General features: G+C 69.3%; 27 protein-coding genes and 2 tRNA genes. 23 read left to right on the forward strand and 6 right to left on the reverse strand.

Going from position 1 to position 25,911, the window contains the following annotated elements; translation table 11 throughout:
* Positions 1–367 precede the first annotated feature (367 nt).
* Positions 368–541 (reverse strand): hypothetical protein, encoded by a 174-nt coding sequence (locus AC3WLD_RS16875; RefSeq protein ID WP_492558140.1) that lies wholly within the window; start codon positions 539–541, stop codon positions 368–370.
* A gap of 460 nt (positions 542–1,001) precedes the next feature.
* Here AC3WLD_RS16875 and AC3WLD_RS16880 point away from each other — a divergent pair, with 460 nt between their 5' ends.
* The 18 genes from AC3WLD_RS16880 (at position 1,002) to AC3WLD_RS16965 (ending at position 16,754) form a co-directional block, all read left to right on the forward strand.
* Positions 1,002–2,291 carry an adenylosuccinate synthase gene (locus tag AC3WLD_RS16880; RefSeq protein WP_492558141.1) on the forward strand — a complete coding sequence of 430 codons (1,290 nt, stop codon included), beginning with the start codon at positions 1,002–1,004 and terminating at the stop codon, positions 2,289–2,291.
* A gap of 2 nt (positions 2,292–2,293) precedes the next feature.
* Entirely contained in the window at positions 2,294–2,818 is a 525-nt protein-coding gene (locus AC3WLD_RS16885) for a L,D-transpeptidase family protein (protein ID WP_492558142.1), read from the forward strand.
* Positions 2,819–2,918: 100 nt separating this feature from the next.
* Entirely contained in the window at positions 2,919–3,923 is a 1,005-nt protein-coding gene (locus AC3WLD_RS16890) for a winged helix DNA-binding protein (protein ID WP_492558143.1), read from the forward strand.
* A 36-nt stretch (positions 3,924–3,959) separates the two neighbouring features.
* Positions 3,960–4,436 (forward strand): low molecular weight protein-tyrosine-phosphatase, encoded by a 477-nt coding sequence (locus tag AC3WLD_RS16895; protein WP_492558144.1) that lies wholly within the window; start codon positions 3,960–3,962, stop codon positions 4,434–4,436.
* An 88-nt stretch (positions 4,437–4,524) separates the two neighbouring features.
* A tRNA-Thr gene (locus AC3WLD_RS16900) sits at positions 4,525–4,600 on the forward strand.
* A gap of 31 nt (positions 4,601–4,631) precedes the next feature.
* Positions 4,632–4,707: transfer RNA gene (locus tag AC3WLD_RS16905), tRNA-Val, on the forward strand.
* Between the two features lie 41 nt (positions 4,708–4,748).
* Positions 4,749–6,623 carry an ABC-F family ATP-binding cassette domain-containing protein gene (locus AC3WLD_RS16910; RefSeq protein ID WP_492558145.1) on the forward strand — a complete coding sequence of 625 codons (1,875 nt, stop codon included), beginning with the start codon at positions 4,749–4,751 and terminating at the stop codon, positions 6,621–6,623.
* Entirely contained in the window at positions 6,620–7,093 is a 474-nt protein-coding gene (locus tag AC3WLD_RS16915) for a GreA/GreB family elongation factor (RefSeq protein WP_492558146.1), read from the forward strand. Before AC3WLD_RS16910 ends, AC3WLD_RS16915 begins: the two co-directional genes overlap by 4 nt.
* 118 nt (positions 7,094–7,211) lie before the next feature.
* Entirely contained in the window at positions 7,212–8,930 is a 1,719-nt protein-coding gene (locus tag AC3WLD_RS16920) for a DEAD/DEAH box helicase (RefSeq protein WP_492558147.1), read from the forward strand.
* A gap of 46 nt (positions 8,931–8,976) precedes the next feature.
* Positions 8,977–10,497, forward strand: a complete 1,521-nt coding sequence (locus tag AC3WLD_RS16925) for an acyl-CoA synthetase (protein WP_492558148.1) — start codon at positions 8,977–8,979, stop codon at positions 10,495–10,497.
* A 66-nt stretch (positions 10,498–10,563) separates the two neighbouring features.
* Positions 10,564–11,568, forward strand: coding sequence for a biotin synthase BioB (bioB, locus tag AC3WLD_RS16930; protein ID WP_492558149.1), 1,005 nt, complete (start codon positions 10,564–10,566; stop codon positions 11,566–11,568).
* Between the two features lie 5 nt (positions 11,569–11,573).
* The gene (locus AC3WLD_RS16935) at positions 11,574–12,719 is read left to right on the forward strand and encodes an 8-amino-7-oxononanoate synthase (RefSeq protein ID WP_492558150.1); all 1,146 of its coding nucleotides are present in this window, start codon (positions 11,574–11,576) and stop codon (positions 12,717–12,719) included.
* The gene (bioD, locus tag AC3WLD_RS16940; protein WP_492558151.1) at positions 12,701–13,318 is read left to right on the forward strand and encodes a dethiobiotin synthase; all 618 of its coding nucleotides are present in this window, start codon (positions 12,701–12,703) and stop codon (positions 13,316–13,318) included. Before AC3WLD_RS16935 ends, bioD begins: the two co-directional genes overlap by 19 nt.
* Positions 13,315–14,565 carry an adenosylmethionine--8-amino-7-oxononanoate transaminase gene (locus tag AC3WLD_RS16945; protein WP_492558152.1) on the forward strand — a complete coding sequence of 417 codons (1,251 nt, stop codon included), beginning with the start codon at positions 13,315–13,317 and terminating at the stop codon, positions 14,563–14,565. Before bioD ends, AC3WLD_RS16945 begins: the two co-directional genes overlap by 4 nt.
* The gene (locus AC3WLD_RS16950) at positions 14,565–14,744 is read left to right on the forward strand and encodes a DUF4169 family protein (protein ID WP_492558153.1); all 180 of its coding nucleotides are present in this window, start codon (positions 14,565–14,567) and stop codon (positions 14,742–14,744) included. Before AC3WLD_RS16945 ends, AC3WLD_RS16950 begins: the two co-directional genes overlap by 1 nt.
* Positions 14,744–14,941 carry a hypothetical protein gene (locus AC3WLD_RS16955; RefSeq protein ID WP_492558154.1) on the forward strand — a complete coding sequence of 66 codons (198 nt, stop codon included), beginning with the start codon at positions 14,744–14,746 and terminating at the stop codon, positions 14,939–14,941. The genes AC3WLD_RS16950 and AC3WLD_RS16955 overlap by 1 nt, the downstream gene beginning before the upstream one ends.
* Positions 14,942–15,000: 59 nt before the next feature.
* Positions 15,001–15,798: an enoyl-CoA hydratase/isomerase family protein gene (locus AC3WLD_RS16960; protein WP_492558155.1), complete on the forward strand. Its 798-nt coding sequence runs from the start codon at positions 15,001–15,003 to the stop codon at positions 15,796–15,798.
* Positions 15,798–16,754 (forward strand): sensor histidine kinase, encoded by a 957-nt coding sequence (locus AC3WLD_RS16965; RefSeq protein WP_492558156.1) that lies wholly within the window; start codon positions 15,798–15,800, stop codon positions 16,752–16,754. The genes AC3WLD_RS16960 and AC3WLD_RS16965 overlap by 1 nt, the downstream gene beginning before the upstream one ends.
* Before the next feature lie 10 nt (positions 16,755–16,764).
* Here the strand turns inward: AC3WLD_RS16965 and AC3WLD_RS16970 are convergent, their stop codons facing one another.
* The 3 genes from AC3WLD_RS16970 to AC3WLD_RS16980 form a co-directional block, all read right to left on the reverse strand.
* Positions 16,765–18,411, reverse strand: a complete 1,647-nt coding sequence (locus AC3WLD_RS16970) for a DUF4139 domain-containing protein (protein ID WP_492558157.1) — start codon at positions 18,409–18,411, stop codon at positions 16,765–16,767.
* A 5-nt stretch (positions 18,412–18,416) separates the two neighbouring features.
* On the reverse strand, positions 18,417–19,889 hold the full coding sequence (locus AC3WLD_RS16975; RefSeq protein ID WP_492558213.1) for a DUF4139 domain-containing protein: 1,473 nt from the start codon (positions 19,887–19,889) through the stop codon (positions 18,417–18,419).
* Between the two features lie 257 nt (positions 19,890–20,146).
* A complete protein-coding gene (locus AC3WLD_RS16980; RefSeq protein WP_492558158.1) occupies positions 20,147–20,734 on the reverse strand; it encodes a TlpA family protein disulfide reductase in 588 nt (195 codons plus the stop codon).
* A 16-nt stretch (positions 20,735–20,750) separates the two neighbouring features.
* Here AC3WLD_RS16980 and argH point away from each other — a divergent pair, with 16 nt between their 5' ends.
* From argH to AC3WLD_RS17000, 4 genes are all read left to right on the forward strand, one after another.
* A complete protein-coding gene (gene argH, locus AC3WLD_RS16985) occupies positions 20,751–22,124 on the forward strand; it encodes an argininosuccinate lyase (RefSeq protein WP_492558214.1) in 1,374 nt (457 codons plus the stop codon).
* 9 nt (positions 22,125–22,133) lie between these two features.
* Positions 22,134–22,394, forward strand: coding sequence for a hypothetical protein (locus tag AC3WLD_RS16990; RefSeq protein ID WP_492558159.1), 261 nt, complete (start codon positions 22,134–22,136; stop codon positions 22,392–22,394).
* A 19-nt stretch (positions 22,395–22,413) separates the two neighbouring features.
* On the forward strand, positions 22,414–23,676 hold the full coding sequence (lysA, locus tag AC3WLD_RS16995) for a diaminopimelate decarboxylase (protein ID WP_492558160.1): 1,263 nt from the start codon (positions 22,414–22,416) through the stop codon (positions 23,674–23,676).
* A 133-nt stretch (positions 23,677–23,809) separates the two neighbouring features.
* The gene (locus AC3WLD_RS17000) at positions 23,810–24,589 is read left to right on the forward strand and encodes a precorrin-2 dehydrogenase/sirohydrochlorin ferrochelatase family protein (RefSeq protein ID WP_492558161.1); all 780 of its coding nucleotides are present in this window, start codon (positions 23,810–23,812) and stop codon (positions 24,587–24,589) included.
* A gap of 116 nt (positions 24,590–24,705) precedes the next feature.
* Here the strand turns inward: AC3WLD_RS17000 and AC3WLD_RS17005 are convergent, their stop codons facing one another.
* Together AC3WLD_RS17005 and AC3WLD_RS17010 are read right to left on the reverse strand one after the other, a co-directional pair.
* On the reverse strand, positions 24,706–25,134 hold the full coding sequence (locus AC3WLD_RS17005) for a PaaI family thioesterase (protein WP_492558162.1): 429 nt from the start codon (positions 25,132–25,134) through the stop codon (positions 24,706–24,708).
* Between the two features lie 2 nt (positions 25,135–25,136).
* On the reverse strand, positions 25,137–25,607 hold the full coding sequence (locus AC3WLD_RS17010; protein ID WP_492558163.1) for a PaaI family thioesterase: 471 nt from the start codon (positions 25,605–25,607) through the stop codon (positions 25,137–25,139).
* A 118-nt stretch (positions 25,608–25,725) separates the two neighbouring features.
* On the opposite strand from AC3WLD_RS17010, the gene AC3WLD_RS17015 reads away from it, so the two are divergent.
* On the forward strand, positions 25,726–25,908 hold the full coding sequence (locus AC3WLD_RS17015) for a hypothetical protein (protein ID WP_492558164.1): 183 nt from the start codon (positions 25,726–25,728) through the stop codon (positions 25,906–25,908).
* The last annotated feature ends 3 nt before the right edge of the window (positions 25,909–25,911 follow it).

Here is a 25,911-nt window from a genome sequence, read left to right on the forward strand (position 1 = left end):
CTCACGCACCAAAGACCGCGATCAGACCCTTCGCACCCCCTTCAGGCCGAAAACAGCGAGTTCTTCGAGGTGTCCAGATGTACGATGCGGTTTTGCGCACAGGGCAGTTCCCCAACCAACAGCGGTGAGCATGTGGCACGCAGGCTATTGAATTCGCATTAAGAAAAAATGGAAGGCCGTGCGGCCACGGAAAGCCAGGAGCGACGGGATGACGGTGGGGGCACTCGATCCCCGATCCCTCACCGCAGCAACTGTCCCACCAGACTCGGCCGTAATCCCGCTCGATACTCTCCAATGATCGTCACCCCGGACTTGATCCGGGGTCCCGCTTTGCTGCAATCGCTTGAAAGGTAAGCGGGATCCCGGGTCAAGCCCGGGATGACGGCGTTGAAGTGGGCGCGACGTAGCCTCCCCCTGCCTCATCTGCGAAGTCCGTCAGCACCGCATCCCGCAGCCCGCGCCGGACCGCGTTGCCGGGGGTGCCCTTCGCAAAGTCGATCGCCTCGACCAGGCCCTGTCGGATGCTCTCGAACGCGGTCATTGTCTTTCTCCGTCGTGCGCTTTGCTCCGATAAATTCGCACATCGACCCGACGCGGATACGACATTAATGAATCGTCATTGCGAAGGGCGCAGCCCCGCGGCAATCCAGAATTCGCGCATGGGCGTGGTGGATTGCTTCGCTGCGCTCGCAACGACGACGTGGTTCATTGCCATGCCGTCAGCGGCTGGCGAGGGGCCATGCCTCCACACACAAACCGCTGTCCTACACCGCCGCAGCCTGCCAGACTCGTCGCCGGCTCTTTGTCACCGTCGATAACCCCGGCTCGCCCGCAGACTCGCGGCGAAACGCATTCGTGCGCGACACGGGCAAAATTCGTGAAGTTCGCGCTGATGTTGGACAATTCCTCTCCGTCCCACGAAATCTCCGCCCGCCTGTTGCGGTGCAACGCCCTCTGCCCTAGGGGGCGGCACGGTTTCGAAACAGAAGGAAGCCGTACCGTTGGCCAACGTAACCGTGATCGGCGCCCAGTGGGGCGATGAAGGCAAGGGCAAGATCGTCGACTGGCTCGCCAGCCGCGCCGATGCCGTCGTCCGTTTCCAGGGCGGGCACAATGCCGGCCACACCCTCGTCGTCGGCGAGCAGGTCTACAAGCTCTCGCTGCTCCCCTCCGGCATCGTCACCGGCACGCTCTCGATCATCGGCAACGGCGTGGTGCTCGATCCGTGGCACCTCAAGGCGGAGATCGCCAAGCTCGAAGGCCAGGGCGTCGTGATCAATGCCGAGAACTTCGCCATTGCCGACAACTGCCCGCTGATCCTCCCCCTCCACCGCGACCTCGACGGCCTGCGCGAGACGGCCGCCGGCGCGGGCAAGATCGGCACCACCGGGCGCGGGATCGGCCCGGCCTACGAGGACAAGGTCGGCCGCCGCGCGATCCGGGTGTGCGACCTCGCCCACCTCGATGCGCTCGACGCCCAGCTCGACCGGCTGTGCGCCCACCACGACGCGCTGCGCGCCGGGTTCGGCCAGCCGCCGGTGGACCGCGAGGCGCTGCTCGCCGAACTGCGCGAGATCGCGCCCTATGTGCTGCAATATGCCCAGCCGGTGTGGAAGCGGCTCAAGAAGGTGCGGAAAGCCGGCGCGCGGATCCTGTTCGAGGGCGCGCAGGGCGTGCTGCTCGACGTCGATCACGGGACCTATCCGTTCGTCACTTCGTCGAACACGGTCAGCGGCACGGCGGCGAGCGGTTCGGGACTCGGCCCCAACTCGACCGGGTTCGTGCTCGGCATCGTCAAGGCCTACACCACCCGCGTCGGCTCCGGCCCGTTCCCGACCGAGCTCGAGGACGAGACCGGCCAGCGCCTGGGCGAACGCGGCCACGAGTTCGGCACCGTCACCGGGCGCAAGCGCCGCTGCGGCTGGTTCGACGCGGTGCTGGTCCGCCAGTCCTGCGCCATCTCGGGCGTCACCGGCATTGCGCTGACCAAGCTCGACGTGCTCGACGGGTTCGACAAGGTGCGGATCTGCACCGGATATCGCCTCCGCGGCAAGGTGCTCGACTACTTCCCCAGCCACGCCGCCGACCAGGCCGAGGTCGAGCCGATCTACGAGGAGATGGACGGCTGGAGCGGCACCACCGCCGGCGCCCGCTCGTGGGCCGACCTGCCGGCACAGGCGATCAAGTACATCCAGCGCGTGCAGGAACTGATCGAAACCCCGGTCGCGCTGGTCTCCACCAGCCCCGAGCGCGAGGACACGATCCTCGTCCGCGATCCGTTCGTGGACTGACGATGCGGTGGCGGCCCGTCCTGCTGTTCGGCCTGGTGCTGGCGGCGGGGCTGGGCGCTTTCCTCTTCTGGCCGGCGACGAACCCGGCTCGCGCCGCTGAAGCCGCGGACGTCGCGCTGGTCCGGGTCGAGAAGTCGGCGCGGACACTCACCCTGCTCGGCGAATCGGGCGAGGTGGTGCGCCGCTATTCCGCCATCCAGCTCGGCGACGAGCCGGTGGGCGCCAAGCAGTTCGAAGGCGACGAGCGGACCCCCGAAGGCCGCTTCGTCATCGACTACGGCAACGAGAACAGCGCCTACCACCTCTCGCTGCACATCTCCTACCCGGACGCCGCCGCGACCCGCACAGCGGCGGCACAGGGTCGTTCGCCGGGTGGGCTGATCTTCATCCACGGCCAGCCCAACTGGCTCGCCGCAGGCCGGCTTCCCGGCGACTGGACCGACGGCTGCATCGCCCTCGCGAATGCCGAGATCGAGGAGCTGTGGGCCCTCGTCCCCGACGGAACGCCGATCGAGATCGTTCCATAACGGAGCCATCTGCCCGTCCCCGCAATTGACCTGATCCGTTTTTGTTCTACCCATGTTCGCATTACGTATTCATACGGATTCGCGGGCAGGAGTGCGAACGATGAGCGAGGCGGCGGTCGATTTCGTCTATGGCGTGGCGGAGGAGCACGATCCCGGGCTCGCGCTGTCGCCGGTCTATTCCGCTTCGGTGTTTGCGGAACGGCCACATGTCCGCCGCCAGATCGCCGAGGATGCGGCCGCCGCGGGCCTGCGCATCGCGCGGATGGGGGACCTCTCCTCGCTGCTCGACAGCGCGGAGATGGCGCTTGGTGACGTCGTCCTGGTCGATGTCCCGTTCCTCGACGCCGGCGGCACCGCGGCGCTCGCCACGCTAGACCAGCGTGCGGCGCGGGCCGGGGTCGACCTGATCGTCGCGACCAGCATCGGCATGCTCGACGCGGTGTTCGGCTGCCTTGACCAGAGCGGGGCGGAGATCCTCGTCACCCCGAGCCGGGCGGAACTGGTGCTGGCGATCGGGCGAATCCTCACGCGCGGTGGGCGGCACGTGCGCGAGCTTTCGGAAGAAGACCGCATCACCCTCTTGCGCCTGTCCCAGCAGGTCGAGGAGATGGCGCGCAAGCTGGAGGCGCTCTCTGGCGGCGACGAACGCAGCGAGACGGAAGAGCGCTCCGCTTTCAGGTTCGAATCGCCCAGCCTCGCCTTCCGCGGCGCGCCGCTTGACGGGACCGACCGTCTGGTCCGCGCCGCCCGTCCGCCGCTGCCCGATCCGCGGCTGATCCGCCGCATCATCCGCCAGCGCCAGCTTCGTGCCCGGTTCTTCGAGGGCGACCTCTTCGCGGACCCGGCGTGGGACATGCTGCTAGACCTCACCGCCGCCCGCGCCGAGCATGTCCGCGTCTCGGTGACCTCGCTGTGCATTGCCTCCGCCGTGCCGCCGACCACCGCGCTGCGCTGGATCAGCCAGATGACCGACATGGGCCTGCTCGAACGCGTCAACGACGAAACCGACCGCCGCCGCGCCTTCATCACCCTGACCGAAAAGGCGGCCGATGCGATGGCGCGCTATTTCGCCGAACTCGGCACGACCGCCTCGGGCATCGTCTGACTTCCGCAGGCGCGGGCGGGCGGCTAGGGTCTGTCCATGCAAGCGTCACCCGCCGTCCTGTTCGTCTGCCTCGGCAACATCTGCCGCTCGCCGCTCGCGGAAGCCGCTTTCCGCCACGCTGCGACCGAGGCAGGGCTCGATGCGTTTGCGGATTCTGCCGGAACCGGGGACTGGCATGCCGGCGAGCCGCCCGACCCCCGCGCCATCGCGGTCGCCGCGCGCCATGGCATCGACATCACCGGCCTGCGGGCGCGGCAGGTGTCGCGGGACGACTTCACCCGCTTCACGCACGTCCTCGCGCTCGACCGCGACAACCTCGCCAACTTGCGCCGGCTGCGCCCGGCAACTGCAAGCGCCACGCTGGCGCTGCTCAACGATTACGTTCCGGGCCGGGAGGGCCTGCCGGTCGCCGATCCCTACTATGGCGACGACTCCGGCTTCGCGGAGACCTGGCGCGAGGTCTCCGATGCCGCGCGGCACCTCGTCGCGCATCTCGCCGGCCGAGCAATCTAGCGTACGGCGTTGGCGCACGGCAGCGCAACGCAACCGCTTGCGAAGCTCCCGCGCCGCCTGTAAGGGGCAACCCCGCCCGACACGGCGCGCCGCTTTAGCTCAGTTGGTAGAGCACATCATTCGTAATGATGGGGCCACAGGTTCGAGTCCTGTAAGCGGCACCACCCTTGCCAGGGCTATGGTGTCAGGCCACGCGGGCGGTTAGCTCAGTTGGTAGAGCATCTCGTTTACACCGAGAGGGTCGGGGGTTCGAGCCCCTCACCGCCCACCACGTTTCCGCCACCTCCTCCCTTCGCTCCTGCCAGGCCCGCCATGCTCAACATTTCCGGCATCACCGTTCGCCTCGGCGGGCGCACGATCATCGACGGGGCGACCGCCAAGCTGCCGCCGCGCGGGCGGATCGGGCTGATCGGGCGCAACGGCGCGGGCAAGTCGACGCTGGTCCGGGTCATCGCCGGGATGCTCGAGGCCGATGCCGGCGAGGTGACCATGCCGCGCGGCAGCCGGCTCGGCTACATCGCGCAGGAAGCGCCGGGCGGTGACGCCACCCCTTTCGAGACGGTGCTCGCCGCCGACACGGAACGCGCCGCGCTGATGGCGGAAAGCGAGACCTGCAGCGATCCGCACCACCTCGGCGAAATCCACGAGCGGCTGCTGGCGATCGACGCCCACGCCGCGCCCAGCCGCGCGGCGCGGATCCTTGCCGGGCTCGGCTTCGACGAGGCGGCGCAGCACCGTCCGCTGGAGAGCTTCTCCGGCGGCTGGCGGATGCGCGTGGCGCTCGCCGCGCTGCTGTTCTCACAGCCTGACCTGCTGCTGCTCGACGAGCCTTCGAACCACCTCGACCTTGAAGCGGTGATGTGGCTCGAGGACTTCCTGCGGTCCTATCCGGCGACGATCCTGCTGGTCAGCCACGAGCGCGACTTCCTCAACAACGTGGTCGACCACATCCTCCACCTCTCGGGCGGCAAGCTGACGCTGTACCCCGGCGGCTACGATGCGTTCGAGCGCCAGCGCGCCGAGCGGCAGGCGCAGCTGGCATCGGCGAAAGCGAAGCAGGACGCGATGCGCGAGCGGCTGCGCGATTACGTTGCCCGCAACTCGGCCCGCGCCTCGACCGCCAAGCAGGCCCAGTCGCGCGCCAAGGCGCTGGCCAAGCTCCAGCCGATCGCGGAGCTGATCGACGATCCCTCGCTGAGCTTTGACTTCCCCGCACCCGACGAGCTGCGCCCGCCGCTGATCACATTGGACCTCGCGTCGGTCGGCTATGGCGACACACCGGTGCTCAGCCGGCTCAACCTGCGTCTCGACCCCGACGACCGGATCGCGCTGCTGGGGCGCAACGGCAACGGCAAGACCACGCTCGCCCGCCTGCTCGCCGCGCAACTTGCCCCGATGGACGGGGCGATAACCGCGTCGAGCCGGATGCGGGTCGGCTATTTCACCCAGTACCAGGTCGAGGAACTCGACCGCAGCGAGACGCCGCTCCAGCACATGACCGTGGCGATGCCCGGGGCGAGCCCGGCGGCGGTGCGCGCGCAGCTCGGGCGGTTCGGGTTCGCCGGGCCCAAGGCGACGACCGAGGTCGGCAAGCTGTCGGGCGGGGAGCGGGCGCGGCTGGCGCTGGCGCTGATCACCCGCGATGCGCCGCACATGCTGATCCTCGACGAGCCGACCAACCACCTCGACGTCGATGCCCGCGAGGCGCTGGTCCAGGCGCTCAACGCCTATACCGGCGCGGTCCTGATCGTCAGCCACGACCGCCACATGCTGGAAATGACCGCCGACCGGCTGGTCCTCGTCGACAAGGGAACGGCGCGCGAGTTCGACGGTTCGATCGACGACTATATCGCGTTCGTGCTCGCCAAGGACCCGGCACCGGGCAAGGGCGAGGGCGCGAAGTCGGTCAACAAGAAGGACCAGCGCAAGGCAGCGGCCGAGGCGCGCGAGAAAGGGCAGGAATTGCGCAAGCGGGCCAAAGCGGCGGAGGCCGAACTCGACAAGCTGACCGCGCAGCGCAGCGCGGTGGACCTTGCCATGTTCGATCCGAAATCCGCCGAGCCCGCGCTCGCCAGGCTGACCATGACCGACCTTATGAAACAGCGTGCCGAGCTCGAAACCCGCATCGCAGCGGCGGAAGCGGCGTGGATGGAGGCGAGCGAGGCGCTGGAGGCCATCGCGGCGTGAGCGTCGCCTTTCGCCGCGAGGATGACGACGCGCATCTCGAGCCCAAGTTCGAGATCCCGATCCCGCCTGGCCCCAACCTCGTCACCGCGCGCGGCAAGGCGCTTATCGACGCGAAGGTCGCGGAGCTCGAAGCGGCGATCGGCGCCCTCGTCGCCGAGGCCGCCGACAAGGAGCGGATCGATCCGCTGCGCCGCGACCTGCGCTACTGGCAGACCCGGCAGGTGACCGCCGAAGTCGTGCCGGCGCCGACCGGCGAGACCGTCGAGATCGGCACTTCCGTAACCTTCAAACTGAACGGCAAGCGGCGCACCCTTGCTATCGTGGGCGATGACGAGGCCGATCCCGCCGCGGGCTCGATCGCCTTCTCCGCCCCGCTCGCCCGCGCGCTGATGGGAGCGGAGGAGGGCGAGTTGCTGCCATTCAGCGGTCGGGACGACGCCATCGAAGTATCCGGAATCAGCGTCCGCTAGGCTGAATCGCCTTTCGCGTTGTGCTGCAACTGCGAAAAGAGTAAGCGCCGCGGATGACGCCGGGCCGATTGCCCGCCTGCGGCCACCCGGACCGCCTCTCTTGCAAGTTCGAAAGACCATGACCTTCCAGACCCCGTTTGCCCTGCTCGGCGATGCGCTCGCCGCGCGTGGCTATTCCGCTCCCACCGAGGTCCAGGCCGCCGTGCTCGAAGATCACGCGGTCGGGCGCGACCTCATCGTTTCGGCCCAGACCGGTTCGGGCAAGACCGTCGCGTTCGGTCTCGCAATGGCCCAGCAGCTCCTTGCCGAGGACGGGACCGCCGGTCCCGCCGGTGCTCCGCTCGCGCTGGTAATCGCCCCGACCCGCGAACTGGCGCTGCAGGTCAGCCGCGAACTGGCGTGGCTGTATGAAGCCACCGGCGCGCGGGTCGCGACGTGCGTGGGGGGCATGAACCCGTCGCAGGAACGCCGCGCCCTCCAGCGCGGTGCGCACATCGTCGTCGGCACCCCGGGACGTCTGCGCGACCACCTCGAACGCGGCGCGCTGGAGCTTGGCGCGCTCGCCGTGGCGGTGCTCGACGAGGCCGACGAGATGCTCGACATGGGGTTCCGCGAGGATCTCGAGGAACTGCTCGACGCGACCCCGGACACCCGCCGCACCCTGCTGTTCTCGGCAACGATGCCCAAGCCGATCGTCGCGCTGGCCCGGCGCTACCAGCACGAGGCGGTACGGATCGAAACCACGGCCGGCGATCGCGGCCACGGCGACATCGCCTATCAGGCCATGGCGATCGCCCCGTCGGACATCGAGAACGCGGTCGTCAACGTCCTGCGCCTGCACGAGGCGGAGACCGCGATCCTGTTCTGCGCGACGCGTGACAACGTCCGCCATCTCCATGCCAGCCTGACCGAGCGGGGCTTTGCCGTCGTCGCGCTGTCGGGCGAGCACAGCCAGAACGAGCGCAACCATGCGCTCCAGGCGCTGCGCGACCGGCGGGCGCGGGTCTGCGTCGCGACCGACGTCGCCGCGCGCGGGATCGACCTGCCCGGGCTCAGCCTGGTGATCCACGTCGAGGTGCCGCGCGATGCCGAAGCGCTGCAGCATCGGTCGGGACGGACCGGGCGCGCCGGACAGAAGGGCACCGCGATCCTGCTCGTCCCCTACCCGCGCCGCCGCCGGGTCGAGATGATGCTGAAGGGCGCGCGCATTGCCGCCGAATGGACTGCGCCGCCCTCGGCCGCGGAAATTCGCGCCGCCGATTCGGAGCGGCTGCTGTCCACCCTGCTCGCACCGGTCGAAGCCGGCGAGGGCGACCGCGAGCTGGCCGAACGCCTGCTTGCCGAACGCAGCGCCGAGGATATCGCGCTGGCGCTCGTCGCCGCGCACCGCGGCCGGCTGCCCGAGCCCGAAGACCTGCTCGCCGGCGATGCCGGTCCGCCGAAGGGACCGCGCCCGGGGTTCGAGGGCAGCGCGTGGTTCCGGCTCAACGTCGGCCGCCGCCACAACGCCGACCCGCGCTGGATCCTGCCGCTGCTGTGCCGCCGCGGCCATGTTTCGCGCAGCGAAATCGGCGCCATCCGCATCACCGGCAACGAAACACTGTTCGAGGTGCCGGGCGCGATTGCCGGCCGGTTCCTCGAAGCCGTGCGCCGCACCGCCTCGCCCGAGGACGAGGTCGAGATCGTGCCGATCGAGGGCAAGCCGCGCGATGCCGCCCGCCCCGAGCGCAGCGGACGCGGCGACGGTGAGAGGCAGGGACAGGGCGGTCCGCGCCCCTATCGCGCCAAGCCTGCCGCGCACCGCAAGGGCCCGCGCCCGCCGCGCCGCGAAGGGTAACTGACGGACTTTCAGCTTTGTGCGGGTTGTGGCAGGACTGGCCGCTATGACCCATCCCCGCATCCACGCCCGGAACTCGCCTGACAAGCTTGCCGTCATCATGTCGGACGGCAGCGCGTCGCTGACCTATGCCGAGCTCGAGGACGCCGCCAATCGCGGCGCGCACCTCCTTCGCAAGCTCGGCCTGCAACGCGGCGAAACCATGGCCTATTGGCTCACCAACCGGATCGAGGTGTTCCCGATCTACTGGGCGGCGCAGCGCGCCGGGCTTTATGTCGTGCCGATCTCGGCCAAGCTGGGGCGGGCGGAGGCGGAGTATATCTTCGTCAACTCCGGCTCGAAGCTGCTGGTTGCAGATCCGGAGGCGGCGGGCGAGGGACCTGTCGTCGGGCCTGTCGGCGCGGTCCAGATGAGCCTTTCGGAATGGCTCGATGCGACCGCGAAGATGCCCGCCGAGCCGATCGAAGACGAGGCGCCCGGCTTCCACATGGTCTATTCGAGCGGGACGACCGGCCAGCCCAAGGGTGTGCGCCTGCCGCTGCCGGCGGGCGAGGTGACCGACATGCACCTGCTTGGCCAGTTCCTCGCCGACAATTACGGGGCGGGGCCGGACACCGTGTACCTTTCGCCCGCGCCGCTCTACCACACCGCGCCGCTGGCCTACACGACCTCGGTCATGCGGTTGGGCGGGACCGTCGTGGTCATGCCGAAGTTCGAGCCTGCGGCGCTGCTCGCGGCCATTGAGCGGTTCCGGGTAACGCTGGTGCAGATGGTCCCGACGATGTTCATCCGGCTCCTGCGCCTGTCGGCGGAGGAACGTGCGAAATACGACCTGTCGTCGCTGAAGATCGTGGTCCACGCCGCCGCGCCGTGCCCGGTGCCGGTCAAGCGACAGATGATCGAATGGCTCGGCCCGATCGTTCACGAGTACTACGGCGGCTCGGAAGGCAACGGCTCGACCCGGATCGGGCCGGAGGAGTGGCTGCGCAAACCCGGCTCGGTCGGCAAGGCGAGCTGGGGCACGCTGCACATTTGCGACGAAGCGGGCAACGAGCTACCGCCCGGCGCGGACGGCGTGGTCTATTTCGAGGGCGGTTGGGACTTCGCCTATCTCGGCGACGAGCAGAAGACGCGGGATTCGCGCCACCCGCTGCACCGCGGCTGGTCGACGCTCGGTGACATCGGCCACGTCGACGAGGACGGATATCTGTTCCTCACCGACCGCAAGAGCTTCATGATCATCTCGGGCGGCGTGAACATCTATCCGCAGGAAGTCGAGAACCTGCTGGTGACGCACCCCAAGGTCGCCGATGCGGCCGTGATCGGGGTGCCGAACCCGGACTTCGGCGAGGAGGTCAAGGCGGTGGTCCAGCCCCTCGACCCGGCGGACGCCACACCGCAATTTGCAGACGAGCTGATCTCGTTCTGCCGGGACAACCTCAGCCACGTGAAGTGCCCGCGCTCGGTCGACTTCGACCCCGCCCTGCCTCGCGAGGAAAACGGCAAGCTCTACAAACGATTGATCCGCGACCGTTACTGGAAACAGTCAGCGGCTACCGGCGCGTAGAGCATGGACGGCGGCGCGGGGGCCGCATAAGGGCACGCCCGAGTTTCCCAGAATCGAGGCCCCCGCATGACTGCCCAGACTCGCACCGACTGGACCCGCGCCGAGATCGCCGCGCTGTTCGAGCTGCCGTTCGACGAGCTGATGTTCCAGGCGCAGACCGTCCACCGCGCCAACCACCGCCGCGGCGAGGTCCAGATGTGCACGCTGCTCTCGATCAAGACCGGCGGCTGCCCGGAGGACTGCGGCTACTGCTCGCAGTCGGCCTCGGCGGAGAGCGGGGTCAAGGCGGAAAAGCTGATGGACGTCGACGCCGTCCTCGCCAGCGCCGCCGAGGCGCGTGCCGCCGGCTCGCAGCGGTTCTGCATGGGCGCGGCCTGGCGCAATCCCAAGGAGCGCGACATGCCCGCGCTGGTCCAGATGATCGCCGGCGTGCGCTCGATGGGCATGGAAACCTGCATGACGCTGGGGATGCTCAGCGATAGCCAGGCCCGCCAGCTCAAGGATGCCGGGCTCGACTACTACAACCACAACATCGACACTTCGCCCGAGAACTACGGCAACGTCATCACCACCCGGACCTTCGAGGACCGGCTCGAGACGCTGGACCACGTCCGCGAGGCGGGGATCAACGTGTGCTGCGGCGGGATCGTCGGGATGGGCGAGACCCGCGAGGACCGGGTCGGCTTCATCCACGCGCTCGCCACCTTGCCGCGCCACCCGGAGAGCGTGCCGGTCAACGCGCTGGTCCCGGTCAAGGGCACGGTCCTTGGCGACATGCTCGAAGGCACCCCGCTGGCGAAGATCGACGAGATCGAGTTCGTGCGCACCGTCGCGGTCGCGCGGATCGCCATGCCGCTGAGCATGGTTCGCCTCTCCGCAGGCCGCGAAAGCATGTCCGACGCCGGTCAGGCGCTGGCGTTCATGGCCGGGGCCAACTCGATCTTCACCGGCGACAAGCTGCTGACCACCCCCAACGCCGGCGACAACCGCGATGCCGCGCTGTTCGACCGCCTCGGCATCGTGCCGCTCGAAGGCGAGGAGCCGATGCGCGCGCTGGAAGCGGCGGAGTAAAAGACGTGGCTTTCGCCGCGCAGGCGGCGGACCTCGCCCGCTTGTCCGGGCAGGCGCGCCGCCGCACCCTGTCGCCGCAGTCCGGTGTCGACTTCAGCTCGAACGACTACCTCGGCCTGTCGCGCTCGCCGCTGCTGGCGGAGGCGGCGCGGGCGGCGCTCGATCGCGGCGTGCCGACCGGCTCCGGCGGCTCGCGGCTGCTCCGCGGCAACGATCCCGAGCACGAAGCGCTGGAAGCGGATGCCGCGGCATTTTTCGGCTGCGAGCGGGCGCTGTTCTTCTCCAGCGGGTTCGCGGCGAATGAGGCGCTGTTCTCGACGCTCCCCCAGCGCGGCGATCTCGTCGTCCACGACGAACTGGTCCACGCCAGCGCGCACGAAGGGCTGCGGATCGGCCGGGCCGAGCGCGTCGCGGTCGCCCACAACCGCGCCGATGCGTTCGAGGGCGCGATCCGACAGTGGCGCGCGCAGGGCGGCACCGGGCGGGCGTGGCTGGCGGTCGAAAGCCTCTACTCGATGGATGGGGACGTCGCTCCGCTCGATGCACTGATCGAGATCGCCGACCGGCATGACGCGGTGCTGCTGATCGACGAAGCTCACGCCACCGGCGTGTTCGGACCCGAAGGGCGCGGCCTCGCCGCGCATCTCGAGGGCCGCGACAATGTCGTCAGCCTGCGCACCTGCGGCAAGGCGCTTGGGGCGGAAGGGGCGTTGGTCTGCGGGCCGGCGGTCGTCGCCGATTTCCTCGTCAACCGCGGGCGCGGGTTTATTTTCTCGACCGCGCCGTCGCCGCTGATGGCGGCGGTGGTGCGCGCCGCGCTCGGCCTGATGTGGACGATGCCGGAACTGCGCGACCAGCTGTGGGCGCGGATCGCGCTGGCCGAACGGCTGTTCGCCCCGCTCGGTGCGACGGTGACCGGCACTCAGATCCTGCCGCTGGTGGTGGGAGAGGATGCGCGAGCGATGGCGCTGGCCGGCAAGGTCCAGGCGGCCGGGTTCGACGTGCGCGCCATTCGCCCGCCGACCGTGCCACAGGGCACCTCGCGGCTGCGGATCACGATTACCAACAACGCGGACGAGAGCCAGATCGCTGCCCTCGCCGCGCTGCTCGGCGAACTGACCGGACGCGAGACATGCCCCGCTACTGCGTGACCGGCACCGACACCGACGTCGGCAAGACCGTCGTCGCCGCCGCGCTCGTGGGCCATCTTGGCGCGCGGTACTGGAAGCCGGTTCAGGCCGGGACCGACGACGAGACGGATTCGCTGCGGGTCGCGGCGCTGTCGGGCGGCCGGGCGCAGGTGCTGCCCGAAGCCTATGTGCTGCAGACCCCGTGCTCACCCCATGAAGCGGCACGGATCGACGGGGTGACCATCGATCCGGCGCGGCTGGCCCTGCCTGAAGGCGATGGACCGCTGGTGGTCGAAGGCGCGGGCGGAGTGCTGGTGCCGGTGTCGGACACGCTGCTGTCGGCGGACCTGTTCGCGATGTGGGACCTGCCGGTGATCCTTGTCGCGCGGACGAGCCTTGGCACGATCAGCCATTCCTTGCTGTCGCTCGAGGCGCTGCGGGCGCGCGGGCTCGCCGTCCACGGCGTGATCTTCAGCGGCGACGGGAATGCGGCGAGCGAGGCCGCGATCGTGCGGTTCGGGAGCGTCACCCACCTGGGCCGCCTCCCACGCCTCGACCCGCTGACGCCGGAAGCGCTGGCCGACGCGTTTGCGGCGCACATTCGCACGGACCTGCTGTGACCTCCCCGGTCTGGCACCCGTTCCACCAGCACGGGCTGGAAGAGCCGATCCCGCTGGTCACCCATGCCGAGGGCGCGGCGCTTTACACCGCTGGCGGCCGCCGGGTGCTCGATGCGATCTCGTCGTGGTGGGTAACGACGCACGGGCACTGCCACCCGCAGATCATGGCGGCGATCCGGGCGCAGACCGAGCGGCTCGACCAGCTGATCTTCGCCGGATGGACGCACCAGCCCGCGGAAGACCTCGCCGCAGAACTGGTGCGGATCATGCCGGGCCCGCTGGACTACGTGTTCTTCTCCGACAGCGGCTCGACCAGCGTCGAGGTTGCGCTGAAGATGGCGCTGGGCACGTTTGCACACCGGGGTGAGGCGCGGCACCGGATCCTCGTGCTCGAGCACAGCTACCACGGCGACACCATCGGGGCGATGTCGGTCGGCGCGCGCGGGGTGTTCAACAAGCCCTACGAGCCGCTGCTGTTCGATGTAGGCACGATCCCGTTCCCCGCGAGCGGCGCGGAGCAGGCCAGTCTCGATGCGCTGGACGCGGCCTGCGCCGCCGGGGACGCCGCCGCGTTCATCGTCGAACCGCTGTTGCTCGGCGCCGGCGGGATGCTCACGTACCCCGAGTGGGTGCTGGCTGAGATGCGCGCGATCTGCGCGCGCCACGGCGTGCTGTTCGTCGCCGACGAGGTGATGACCGGCTGGGGCCGCACCGGCACGCTGCTGGCCTGCGAGCAGGCGGGCGTCGTGCCCGACATCCTCTGCTTGTCAAAGGGCCTGACCGGCGGGGCGCTCCCGCTGGCGGTGACGATGGCGACGCCGGAGATCTACGCCGCACATTATTCCAGCGACCGCGCGAAGCAGTTCTTCCATTCCTCGAGCTACACCGCCAACCCGATCGCCTGCGCCGCGGCAGGTGCCAACCTCGCGATCTGGCGCGAGGAGCCGGTGCTGGAGCGGGTGGCGCTGCTGGCGGAGCGGCAGGCGGCGGGGCTGGGGCGGCTGGCAGCGCATCCCCGCATCACCCGTCCGCGCCAGCTCGGCACGGTGATCGCGATGGAGGTCGAAGGCGCAGGCGACGGTTATCTCTCCGACCTCGGCCCCCGGCTGAAGGCGGCGTTCACTGCGCGGGACGTGCTGCTCCGCCCGCTCGGCAACACGGTCTATGTGATGCCGCCCTACTGCATCTCGGCGGATGACCTGACGGCGATCCATGATACGATCCTTGCCGTGACCGGGGAGCTGTAATGGCCGAAATCGTCAACCTGAGGACGGCGCGCAAGGCGAAGGCGCGCAGCGACGCCGGGCAGGCGGCGGCCGAGAGCCGCGCGAGGCATGGCCGCACCAGGGCCGAAAAGGCCCGCGACAGCTCCGAGGCGGAGCGGCTGTCCCGCACCGTCGACGGCGCGAAGCGCGACGCCGACTGATGCGCACCACCTTTCTCGACGCCACCGTGCGCCTCTACCATCTCGACGGCGAGGCGGGCACCGCGACGACGCTCATGTACGGCCCGCTCGCAGCGGCGATGCAGGCCGCCGCGGCCGAGCCGGAGGAAATCCAGGCCGACCTGTTCCTTGCCACCGACAACGACGTCGTCGCCTGGCTGGACCTGCGCGACGGCTAGCTTGCGCCGTTCTCCGAGGTGTCTTAACCGTGCGGTTAAGACATAAGCGGAGAGATGCGATGGCCTATGAAACGATCACCGTCGAAAAGCGCGGGCAGGCCGACTGGCTGACGCTCAACCGGCCCGGGGCGATGAACGCCATCAACCTCAAGATGGTCGAGGAACTGAACGACTACTTCGGCCGGCTCTACAACGACGGCTCGGTCCGGGTGGTGGTGATGCGCGGTGCCGGCAAGGCGTTCTGCGCCGGGCTCGACATCAAGGAGCGCGCCAGCGACCGCGGCAAGATCCCGTTCGGCGGCGGATTCTCGTTCCAGGGCTACCTCGCCGATGTCTATGTAAAGATGCGCCGCTGTCCGCAGCCGATCCTCAGCCTCGTCCACGGGCCGGCCTGTGGCGGCGGGTTCGCCTTCGTGCTGGCCAGCGACATCCGCATCGCCGGGGAGAGCGCGCGGATGAACGCCGCCTTCATCAAGCTTGGCCTGTCGTCGTGCGACATGGGCGTCAGCTATTTCCTCCCGCGCCAGGTCGGCGCGTCGGTCGCGGCGGAGCTGATGCTGACCGGTCGCTTCATCCACGCCCCGCGTGCGCTGGCGACCGGGCTGGTCAGCGAGGTCGTTCCCGATGACCAGCTGGAGGCCGCCGCGCTGAGCTATGTCGAAGAGATGCTCGCCGCCAGCCCCAAGGGCTTGCGCATGACCAAGGAAGGCCTCAATCTCGCCATCGACTCCCCCTCGCTGGAGGCCGCCATGGCGATCGAGAATCGCAACCAGCTGATGACCAGCGCCAGCCCCAATTTCGCCGAGGGCATGGCTGCATTTCTCCAAAAGCGCAGACCGAGCTACGTGCCCGACTGATGATCGACGGCACGCGCCTCCGCCGGTTCATCCTCGCGAGGCGCAGCCATCCCGAGCGCATTGCCATCGCATTGGCACTGGTCGCGGCCGGATTCGCGGTCCGCTGGCTCGTCGACCGGGGCGCAGGCGGCTTCCCGTTCACGACCTTCTACCCCGCGGTGCTGGTGGCGGCGGTCCTGCTCGACTGGCGCTATGCGCTGTTCACGGGCCTGCTGTCGTTCGGGGCGATCCGATTGCTGACGCCGGCGCAGCCGTTGATGGCCGATTACGAGGCACCTCGGGTGGTGCTCCTGGTTCTCCTGCTCTTTGCCGGATCCGTGCTCGTCCTCGTCGGCACGATGCTGCGGCGGATGCTGGCCGAGGTCGAGGACCTGATGGAGCGGCAGGACGGCTTCAACCGCGAGCTTCAGCACCGCATCAAGAACAGCCTCGCCATCGTCCAGGCGCTGGCCGCGCAAGGCGCTCGCGCGCCGGACCCACCGGCGTTCTTCCGGGACTTCGGTGGCCGACTCGCTGCGCTGGCCAAGGCCAACGAACTCCTGTCGCTGGGCAATGACAGCGAATGCCGACTGCCCGAGCTGGCCGAACAGGCGGTCGGGCCGTTCAACGGCGAGGACCGCATCCGGCTGGCCGGTGAGCCCTGCGAGGTCCCGGCGGAAGCCTGCGTTCCGCTGGTCATGGCGCTGCACGAGCTGTGCACCAATGCCCTCAAGCACGGCGCGCTGTCGAATGCGAACGGGAGCGTGGCGCTCGACTGGCGGGTCGAGAGCAGCGAGGACGGCAGGCGGATCTGCTTCGCATGGCGCGAAACCGGCGGCCCAGCCGTGACCGCCCCCACCCGGCGCGGGCTCGGCTCGCGGCTGCTGGTTCCGCAGAAGGGGATCGAGGCGGTCGAAACGCGGTTCGAGGCGGAGGGCCTGTGCTGCGATATCCGGACGGTTCCGGTCGGGCGGTGACGCAGCCGGCTCAGGATGCCGACCTGGCGTCCCATTTCACGGTGCGCCGCTCGCCGGGTTTCAGTTTGATATCGACGACCTGCACCCCGTCGCGGAAATAGACCTTGCCGGGCAGTCCGCGCACTTTCCACCGGTCCGCTGCGCCCAGCGCCAGTTCCACCGCCGCCGCGCCGGCATTGGCGTTGGCGAGTTCGACCTGCAGTTCGTGCCACTTGCCGTCGGTGTCGTACTGCTTGGCCTTGCTGGCGCGCGAGCCGTCCCAGGTGCAGCGCTGAAGCACCGCCGGGCTCTGGCCGAGCTCGACCTCGACGTCCTCGCCCGAGGCGTAGTCGCGCAGGTCGTCCTCACCGAGCAGCAGCGATTCGCCGCGGCTTTCCTCGAACACGCTGACCTTGCCCATCGGCAGCGCCACGCCGAGATTGTGGGCCTTGTCGTTCTTCGCCCGCCACAGGAAATTGACCGCCGACCAGTCGGTGTTCTCGAGATCCCACTCGTCATCGGGGTCCATCCACTCGGCATCGCCGAGCGTGCACGAGGCCTTGTGGATCACCGTGCCCTTGACGTTCTCGCGCTGGAGAAAAGCGACCTGCTTCATGCCCTTGGCGGCGACATCGGCGGTGCCGGGGACACGGAACAGCTTGAGGTCGCCGAGATTTTCCTCCGACGCGATCGCGGCGACCTTTGCCGGCGCGGCGACGCGGCTCGCGGTGACGACGATGTCCATCGCCATTTCAGGCATGGCCATGACCGGCGCGGGCGGGGGGGGCGGGGGCGGCGGCGGGAGGATCAGGTCGGGCGGTTCCGGCAGCCCCCGGATCGCCAGCGGATAGCAGGTCAGGGAGAGCGGCGCCGCGACCGGCGCTTCCGACAGGTCGCGCGGGTCGCTCTCCATCTCGAGCTTGCCGGCCACCGCGAGCAGCTGCGCGTCCGGCAGGCTCTCGCCGTTCTCGTTGGCCACGGTCAGCCATGCGGTGAGGTCGAGCTTGCGTTCCGCCCCGATGCCGGGGGCGAGGTGCGCGACATAGTTCGCCCGCCAGTCGAACCCGCTGGCCAGGTAAGTCAGCCGCACGGTGTAGGTCCCGCCGTTCGGCGACCGGGTGTCGATTGTATAGACCGGTACCGGCAGCAGGCCGTCCGGCACGCGGTCGAAGCCGAGCGTTTCGGGCACCCCGGCGCAGCCGACCGCCTCGAACCCGGCCTTTGTCTGGAGCACCAGCCCGCCGTCTGCACGGGTGCGCACGATCGCGCTCTCGCTGGTCCTGACACCGGTCGCCGGGTTGGTCCGGGTGATCGTCACGCGGTTGCCCAAGGTGCCATCGACCAGCGAGGCGGGGGAAAGCAGCGCGGCGTTGCGGTTCTTCTCGATGGTTCCGCCGGGCAGGCCCGTCACGATCGCGCTGACCGCGACCATCCCGCCGACGACCCCGGGAAAACGCACCGTCGCCTCGCCCGGAGGCAGCGTCACCGTGCGCGTCTCGCTGATCAGCGCGTAGCCTTGGAGCCAGTTGAGGTCGAGCGTCGTGCCCGGCTCCGCATAGGGCGCGCGGTACACGGTCACCGACAGCGCCTTGGGCGCGGAGGCGTCCACGGTTTCGCGGGCCGTAGCTGCCTGCCATGGCAGGAGCAGCGCGCTGAACAGGAGGGCGAAGGGGCGCATCGCGCTCAGAAGCGGGTCTGGAACTCGACCGTCACTTCGGCCTCGCCGTTGGCCGGAACCGGCACCGCCCACTTGCGTGCGTCGTTGCTGATCTGGGTGCCGGCCAGGCTTTCGTTGACCACGCGGAAGTCGGTGTCCCACCATCCGGAGTCCAGTCCGCGCTGGACCAGCTCGACGGTCACCGGCTTGTCCTTGGCGTTGGTCAGCTTGTAGGTCATCACCGTCCGGTAATAGGTCTTCGGCACCTCGACCTCGCCGGTCTCGACGACCTTGCCTTCGCGAACCACGCGGTAGCGGGCGGTCTTTTCCCACTCGTCTGAGGTGATCTTCTCGCGCTTGGTGACGGTCGCCTGGGTCAGGATATCGAAGGCCTCGCCGGTCTTGAGGCTCATCTCGCTGCCCATCGGGCTGTGCCCGATAGCGCTTTCGCCGATGAACTGCGGATTACCCTGCCGGTCCTTCTGGTAGAACCGCACCGTCCCGGCCGGCAACGCGTCACCCAGCCCGCCGGCCCTGGCGGTGGAGAAAGAGATCTCGCTCGAGACGTTGACGAAGTCGCTGTCGCTCTGCTGCCAGCCGATCTCGCGCCGATAGACCTTCCGCGCGGTCACGCCCTGCACGTCGAGGAAGCTGACCTGCTTGGTCTGGGCATTGGCGATCGTGGTGCGCCCGGCGATCGGATAAAGGTAATAGTCGCCCAGCGCCTCCCGGCCCGGGGTCTGGGTGCCGGGGCGGATCATCCCGGGACGGCGGCCGCCACCGGCGCTAGGATTGCCCGCGACGAGCAGCGTGCTGGCGCTGCGGAAGGTCGTGCCGGTGTTGTTGGTGAGCGTCACCCACCCCTGCATGTCCATCTTCTCTGCGCCCTCGTCATAGAGCGCGACATAATCGGCCGACCAGCCGAGCCCCTGCGTGAGGTAGCGGATCGCTGCGGGGCGCGTGCCGGCGCGGTCGCTTTCCACGGTGACCGAGAGGGTCGGGCGCGCGCGCAGCCCGGCGGGGATGCGGTCGAACACCGCGCGGACCGGCAAACCGTCCTCGCGCAGCACCTCGATCCGGTTGCCGATGCGGACCACGGTGCCGCCTTGCGTGGACAGCACCGTCGCCAGCTCGCGGGTCTCGACCCCGGTCGCCGGGTTGGTGCGGATCAGGGTGACGGTCTGGCCGATCGCCTTTTCCATCAGCTTGTCGGGAGTGAGCAGGTCGAAGTCGAAGTTCTGTTCGACGATGCCCGCGCCCGCCGCGGCGAAGCTCAGCGTTTCGGGGCGGATCATCGCCGAGACGTCGGGAAACTCGATCCGGCTGCGGCCTTGCGCGATCGCGATCTGGCGCACGTCCTGCACCAGCGCCTGCCCGGAGTTGTAGATGGTGACCGAAACGTCGCCCTGCGCGCTGGCATCGGGATCGAGCGCCGTCTGCGCCACCGCCGGAGCGGCCAGCAGCATGGCTCCTGCGAGCCAGAGTGCGCTTCTCTTCATCATCGGTCCCCTCGCCAGTCTGCGGCCCATCCTAGCGGCCACGCCCGCACTGCCAACCGCTTAACGGTCCGAAACAGCGCGGCGGCAGGTTCGGCGAAGAGTGCTTTCCTGTGGCTGAACGGAAAGGCCGACGCCGCATTCTTCACCAGCGTCATTGCGAGGAGCGAAGCGACGAAGCACTCCAGCAAAGGCGCTCGCTCTGGTTGCCGCGCCCTGCGGCCTCGCAATGACGAGTGTCGCGGCGGGGAGTGGCTGACCTAACCCACCGTATCCGCCAGCATTGCCTCGGTCCGCGGGCCGGCCCAGTCGTGCGCGCCGATCATCCGCCACACCTCGCGCCCGTCCTTGTCGTAAAGCACGGTCGTGGGGAGCATGCCGGTGTTGTAGTGGAAGCCGAGCGCGTTTTCGGTATCGAGCCACGGTTCGAGCTTCCGGTAGTCCTTGCCCTGCCAGAACGGCGTCACCTTCGCCGCGCCCTCGATGTCCTGGCTCACCGTCAGCACCCGCATCCGCCCGTCATGGTCCTGCGCCAGCCTGTCGAGTGTCGGCATTTCCAGCACGCACGGCCCGCACCACGTCGCCCACAGGTTGACCAGCAGCGGCTTACCCTTGAGTTCCGGCAGGCGCAGCGTCTCGCCGCTGGCGTCGGTCACGGTGATGTCGGGCATCTGCGCGCCGCGGTTCGAGATATCGAGCGTGCCGTTGAAGCCTTCGCCCGAAGGTTTCGCCTCGCCCGAAGCCGCGCTCTGCGGTTGCGCCGTATCGGCGCTTTGCCTATCGCACCCCGCGGACAGGGCCGCGAGGCCGGCGAGGACGAGCACTTTGAGCGAGCGGGACGACAGCAAGGCAGGCTCCAACGCGATGTGGGGCGGACGGTTCGCGGAAGGGCCGTCGGCAATCATGCGCGAGATAAACGCCTCGATTCCCTTCGACAAGGCACTGTGGCGGCAAGACATCGCCGCGTCCAAGGCTCATGTCGCGATGCTCGGTGCGCAAGGCATCGTTTCGGCCGAGGATGCGGCCACCATCGCTGCCGGTCTCGACACGGTCGCGGGCGAATACGAAGCCAATGGCGTGCCCGAGGACTGGGACCTCGAAGACATCCACATGACCACCGAAAGCCGCCTTGCCGAGCTGATCGGGCCGGCAGCGGGGCGGCTCCATACCGCGCGCAGCCGCAACGACCAGGTCGCGACCGACTTCCGCCTGTGGGTCCGCGACGCGATCGACCAGGCCGAGGCCGGGCTCGTCCAGCTGCAGGTCGCGCTGGTCAGCCGGGCGGAGGAACACGCCGGGTCGATCATGCCCGGCTTCACCCACCTGCAGACCGCGCAGCCGGTCACGCTGGGCCACCACCTGATGGCCTATTACGAGATGATCCGCCGCGACCGCTCGCGCTTTGCCGACGCGCGGGCGCGGATGAACGAATCGCCGCTCGGCTCGGCGGCGCTCGCCGGCACCGGCTTTCCCATCGACCGCTTCCGCACCGCCGAGGCGCTCGGCTTCGACCGCCCGACCGCGAACAGCCTCGATTCGGTCTCGGACCGCGACTTTGCGCTCGACTACCTGATGGCGGCCAGCAGCTGTGCGCTCCACCTCTCGCGCCTCGCCGAAGAGTTCATCATCTGGGCGAGCCAGCCGTTCGGCTTCGTCCGCCTGCCGGATTCGCTGAGCACCGGCAGCTCGATCATGCCGCAGAAGAAGAACCCCGACGCGGCCGAGCTGGTGCGCGGCCATGCCGGGCGGATCTCGGGCTGCCTCGTGTCGCTGATGATGACGATGAAGGGCCTCCCGCTCGCCTATTCGAAAGACATGCAAGACGACAAGCCGCCGGTTTTCGAGGCCGCCGGCCTGCTCGCGCTTTCGATCGCGGCGATGACCGGGATGGTCGCCGACACCCAGTTCCGCACCGACCGGATGCGCGCCGCCGCCGAACTCGGCTTCGCCACCGCGACCGACCTTGCCGACTGGCTGGTCCGCCAGGCCGACATCCCGTTCCGCGAGGCGCACCACATCACCGGCAGCGCGGTGAAGCTCGCCGAAGGCCGCGGCGTCGCGCTCGACCAGCTGCCGCTCGAAGACCTCAAGGCCATCGATGCGCGGATCGACGAGCGGGTCTATGCCGCGCTTTCGGTCGAGGCGAGCGTAGCCGCGCGCGCCAGCCATGGCGGAACCGCGCCGGCCGAGGTAAGGAAGCGCGTGGCCGAGGCGCGCGAGGCGCTGGGACTCGACTGAGGAATATTCGTGAACCGCACCCGCACTTTGGCCCTTGTCACCTTCGCCGCGCTCGCGCTCGCCGCCTGCGGCAACCGCCGCGAGCTGATGCCCGCCGCGGGCGAGGCGCTGCCCTCCGCCCCTTATGGCCGCGAGGACCGGCCCAACGCCGACGACCTGCTCGAGCCGCCGTCGCAGGCGAAGCCCGAGCGCAGCGTGGAACTGCGAAAACGCTCCGAGGAGCGCGAGGACGACCCGTTCGACCTCCCCCCCGAAGACACCAGCAAGTAGTTTCGCGAGACCCTTTCCGATGGATCATTTCACTTACAAGGACGGCGTCCTCCACGCCGAGGACGTCCCGCTGCCAGCGATCGCCGAAGCGGTCGGCACCCCCGTCTATGTCTATTCGCGCGCCACGCTCGAGCGTCATGCCCGCGTGTTCAAGGAAGCGCTCGCGCCGCTCAGGCACGCGCACATCGCCTTCGCGATCAAGGCCAACCCCAACCTCGCCGTGCTCAAGGTGATGCAGCGCGAGGGGCTGGGGGCGGACGTCGTCTCCGGCGGCGAAATGGCCCGCGCGCTGGCGGCGGGGATGGCGGCGGACGACATCGTCTTCTCCGGCGTCGGCAAGACCGCCAGCGAGATGGTCAGGGGGCTGGAGGCCGGGATCGGCCAGTTCAACATCGAGAGCGAGGAAGAGGGTGTCGAACTCGCCGCGCTCGCCGCCGCGCTGGGCAAGCGCGCGGCCTGCGCGCTGCGCGTGAACCCCGATGTCGATGCGCGGACGCACGAGAAGATCTCGACCGGCAAGGCGGAAAACAAGTTCGGCGTGCCGATCGACCGCGCCGCCGGGATCTATGCCCGACTTGCCGCGCTGCCCGGCCTCGACATGTGCGGGGTCGCCTGCCACATCGGCAGCCAGCTGTCCGAACTGGAACCGCTGGAGAGCGCGTTCATCAAGCTGGGCGCGCTGATCGCCGAAATCCGCGCTGCCGGGTGCAGCCTCACGCACGCAGACCTCGGCGGCGGGCTGGGCGTGCCTTACAAGGCGGGCGAAGTGTTCCCCTCGCCGGCCGAATACGGGGCGATGGTCGCGCGGGTCACCGCCGGCTGGGACGTGCGGCTGATGTTCGAGCCCGGCCGGGTGATCGTCGGCAACGCCGGGGTGCTGCTGACGCGGGTGATCCGGGTCAAGCGCAGCTCGAACGCCGCGCCGTTCGTGATCGTCGACGCGGCGATGAACGACCTGGCACGCCCGGCGATGTACGGCGCCTGGCACGACATCGACGCGGTCACCCCGCGCGGCGTGCGGATGGTCGGCAACGTCGTTGGCCCGATCTGCGAAACCGGCGACACCTTCGCCATGGGCCGCGAGATGGACGCGCTGGAAACCGGCGACCTTGCGGTGTTCCGCACCGCCGGGGCTTACGGCGCGACCATGGCGTCGAGCTACAACAGCCGCGGCTTCGTCGCCGAGGTCATGGTCGACGGCGACAAGTTTGCAGTGGTTGCCGACCGGATCATGCCGGAAACGATCACCGCAGCCGAACGCGTGCCGGAATGGCTGGCCTGAGGGTACGGCAGGCCCACCCCCAACCCCTCCCGCATGCGGGAGGGGAGACAAACCCGTGCATTCCCCTCCCGCATGCGGGAGGGGCGCGAGACTTGCCGAGCGAATGCGAGGCTAATCGCAGCGGGGTGGGCTGATGCGCTCGCTTCCCCTGTTTCACACGGTTCGCGGCCAGCCAGTCATCGTGCTGGGCGAGGGCGATGCGGCGGAAGCCAAGCGCCGGCTGGTGGAGCGGGCCGGCGGGCAGGTCATCGCCGATCTGGCCGAAGGCATCGACAAGGGTGCACGGCTGGCGTTCGTCGCGCACGACGATTCAGGATCTTGCGAGGCCGATGCGATCCGCCTGCGCTGCGCCGGATTGCTGGTCAACGTCGTCGACCGGCCCGAACTGTGCGATTTCACCACCCCCTCGATCGTCGATCGCGATCCCGTGCTGATCGCGGTCGGCACCGGCGGGGCGTCGGCGGGGCTGGCCAAGGCGGTGCGGCTGCGGCTGGAGGCGCTGCTGCCGCAAGGGCTGGGCGCGCTGGCTTCGGGGCTGGAGGCGGCACGCGGGGCCATGCGCCGGCGCTGGCCCGCCGCCCGCGACCGCCGCGCCGCGCTGGATGTGGCGCTGGGCGCCGGCGCGGCGCTCGATCCCTTCGACGACGATGCCGCGGGGCGCGTGGCCGGCTGGCTGGACGGTGCGGGCACCCCGGCGCTGGGCCGTCACGACATCACCCTGCGCAGCGCCGATCCCGACGACCTGACCCTGCGCGACGCGCGCCTGCTCGGCCAGGCCGACGTGCTGGTGCTCCAGGGGAAGATCCCCGCCGCCATCCTCGCCCGCGCCAGGGCCGATGCGGTGCGCCTGCCCGAGGGGGCGGCGGTGCCGGAGCAGGGGCTGGTGGTCGTGCTGAGGTTCACCCTCGCATAACCGACCACGTCGTCCCGGGCTCGACTCGGGACCGGTGGCAGGTGCTTGCAAGCAAGTTCGCATGGAACCGCCAGCGGTCCCGGATCAAGTCCGGGACGACGCCAAGTCTCGTGGCCCTACTTCTCCGCCGACAGCAGGAAGTTCATCCAGGCTTCTGCCACCGGCTTCTCGCGGTCGTCCTGCCACGCGCGGATCGAGACGTTGGCGATGCGGCGGCCGGCGCGGGTAACCTCGCCGAGCGCGACGGTCGGCATCGCGTCCGTCGCGCCGCGCAGGAACTCGACGTTCACGTTGACCGGCTTGAACCGCATGCCCCCGCCCTTCGCGTCGAGCGCCATGCGCAGCGCGGTGAATCCGGCGATCTCAAGCAGGCCGGACAGCGCCCCGCCGTGGAAATAGCCGGGACGGCCGTGGACGTTCTCGGCGAACGGCAGCTCCATCAGCGGCGCGCCGTGCTCGATCCGCACCGCCTTGAGGCCGAGCGAGCGGGCATAGGGCGGGAGCTTGGCGTTGACGGCGGCGATCAGCGCGGTCTCGCTGTCCATCGTCACATCCCCACCATCATGAAAATGCCCGCGGCGTGGGCGACCGGATCGCCGGGATCGCCTTCGTGGGCGATGCCGCGCACGAACCCGATCGAGCGCTTGAGCTGGTAGCATTCGCCGCGGCCGATCAGCATCTTGCCGGGAGTCGCGGCGCGGACATAGTCGATCCTGAGGTCGAGCGTTGCCTGCGGGCTGAACTTGCCGCGCCGGACCCATGTCGCCATCGAGGTGGCGTTGTCGAGCAGGGCGATGATCGGGCCGGAGGCGAGCACGTCGGTGCTCTCGTCGCCGACGAGGTCCTCGCGCCACGGCATCCCGAGCTCGAGCCAGTTTTCCCCATGCCCCAGATAGCGGATGCCGAGGAAGCCGCCGTGGCCGCGCCGGTTCATCACCTTGGCCGCGATCGCGGGATCGAAATCCCAGTCGGCAGGCAGCGGGAAACTGGGGAGCTTGTCGGCGGGTTCCTCGGACATGGGGCGAATTCCTGCCGAGCGGCCGGGGCGATTACAACCTTTTAATTTCCATCCACGCCGCTCGGCGCGGACCTTCGAGCGGCCGGCGACGGGCCGGCGCCAACGGGGATGACCTGCGATGAAGATGCCGCGACTCGACCTGACCGACCTGCCCGACCTCGACATGGGCACGGGGCTTTACGGCTCCACCCGGAGCGCCCCGCAGGACCTGTCCGCAACCGGCGACCTGATCGTCGTGCTGATGGTGTTCATCTACGACTGGAACGGCGGCGAAGGCACCGACGGATCGGGCGGGGGCTGAGCC

This window comes from Novosphingobium sp. FW305-C-111 (assembly GCF_058783565.1).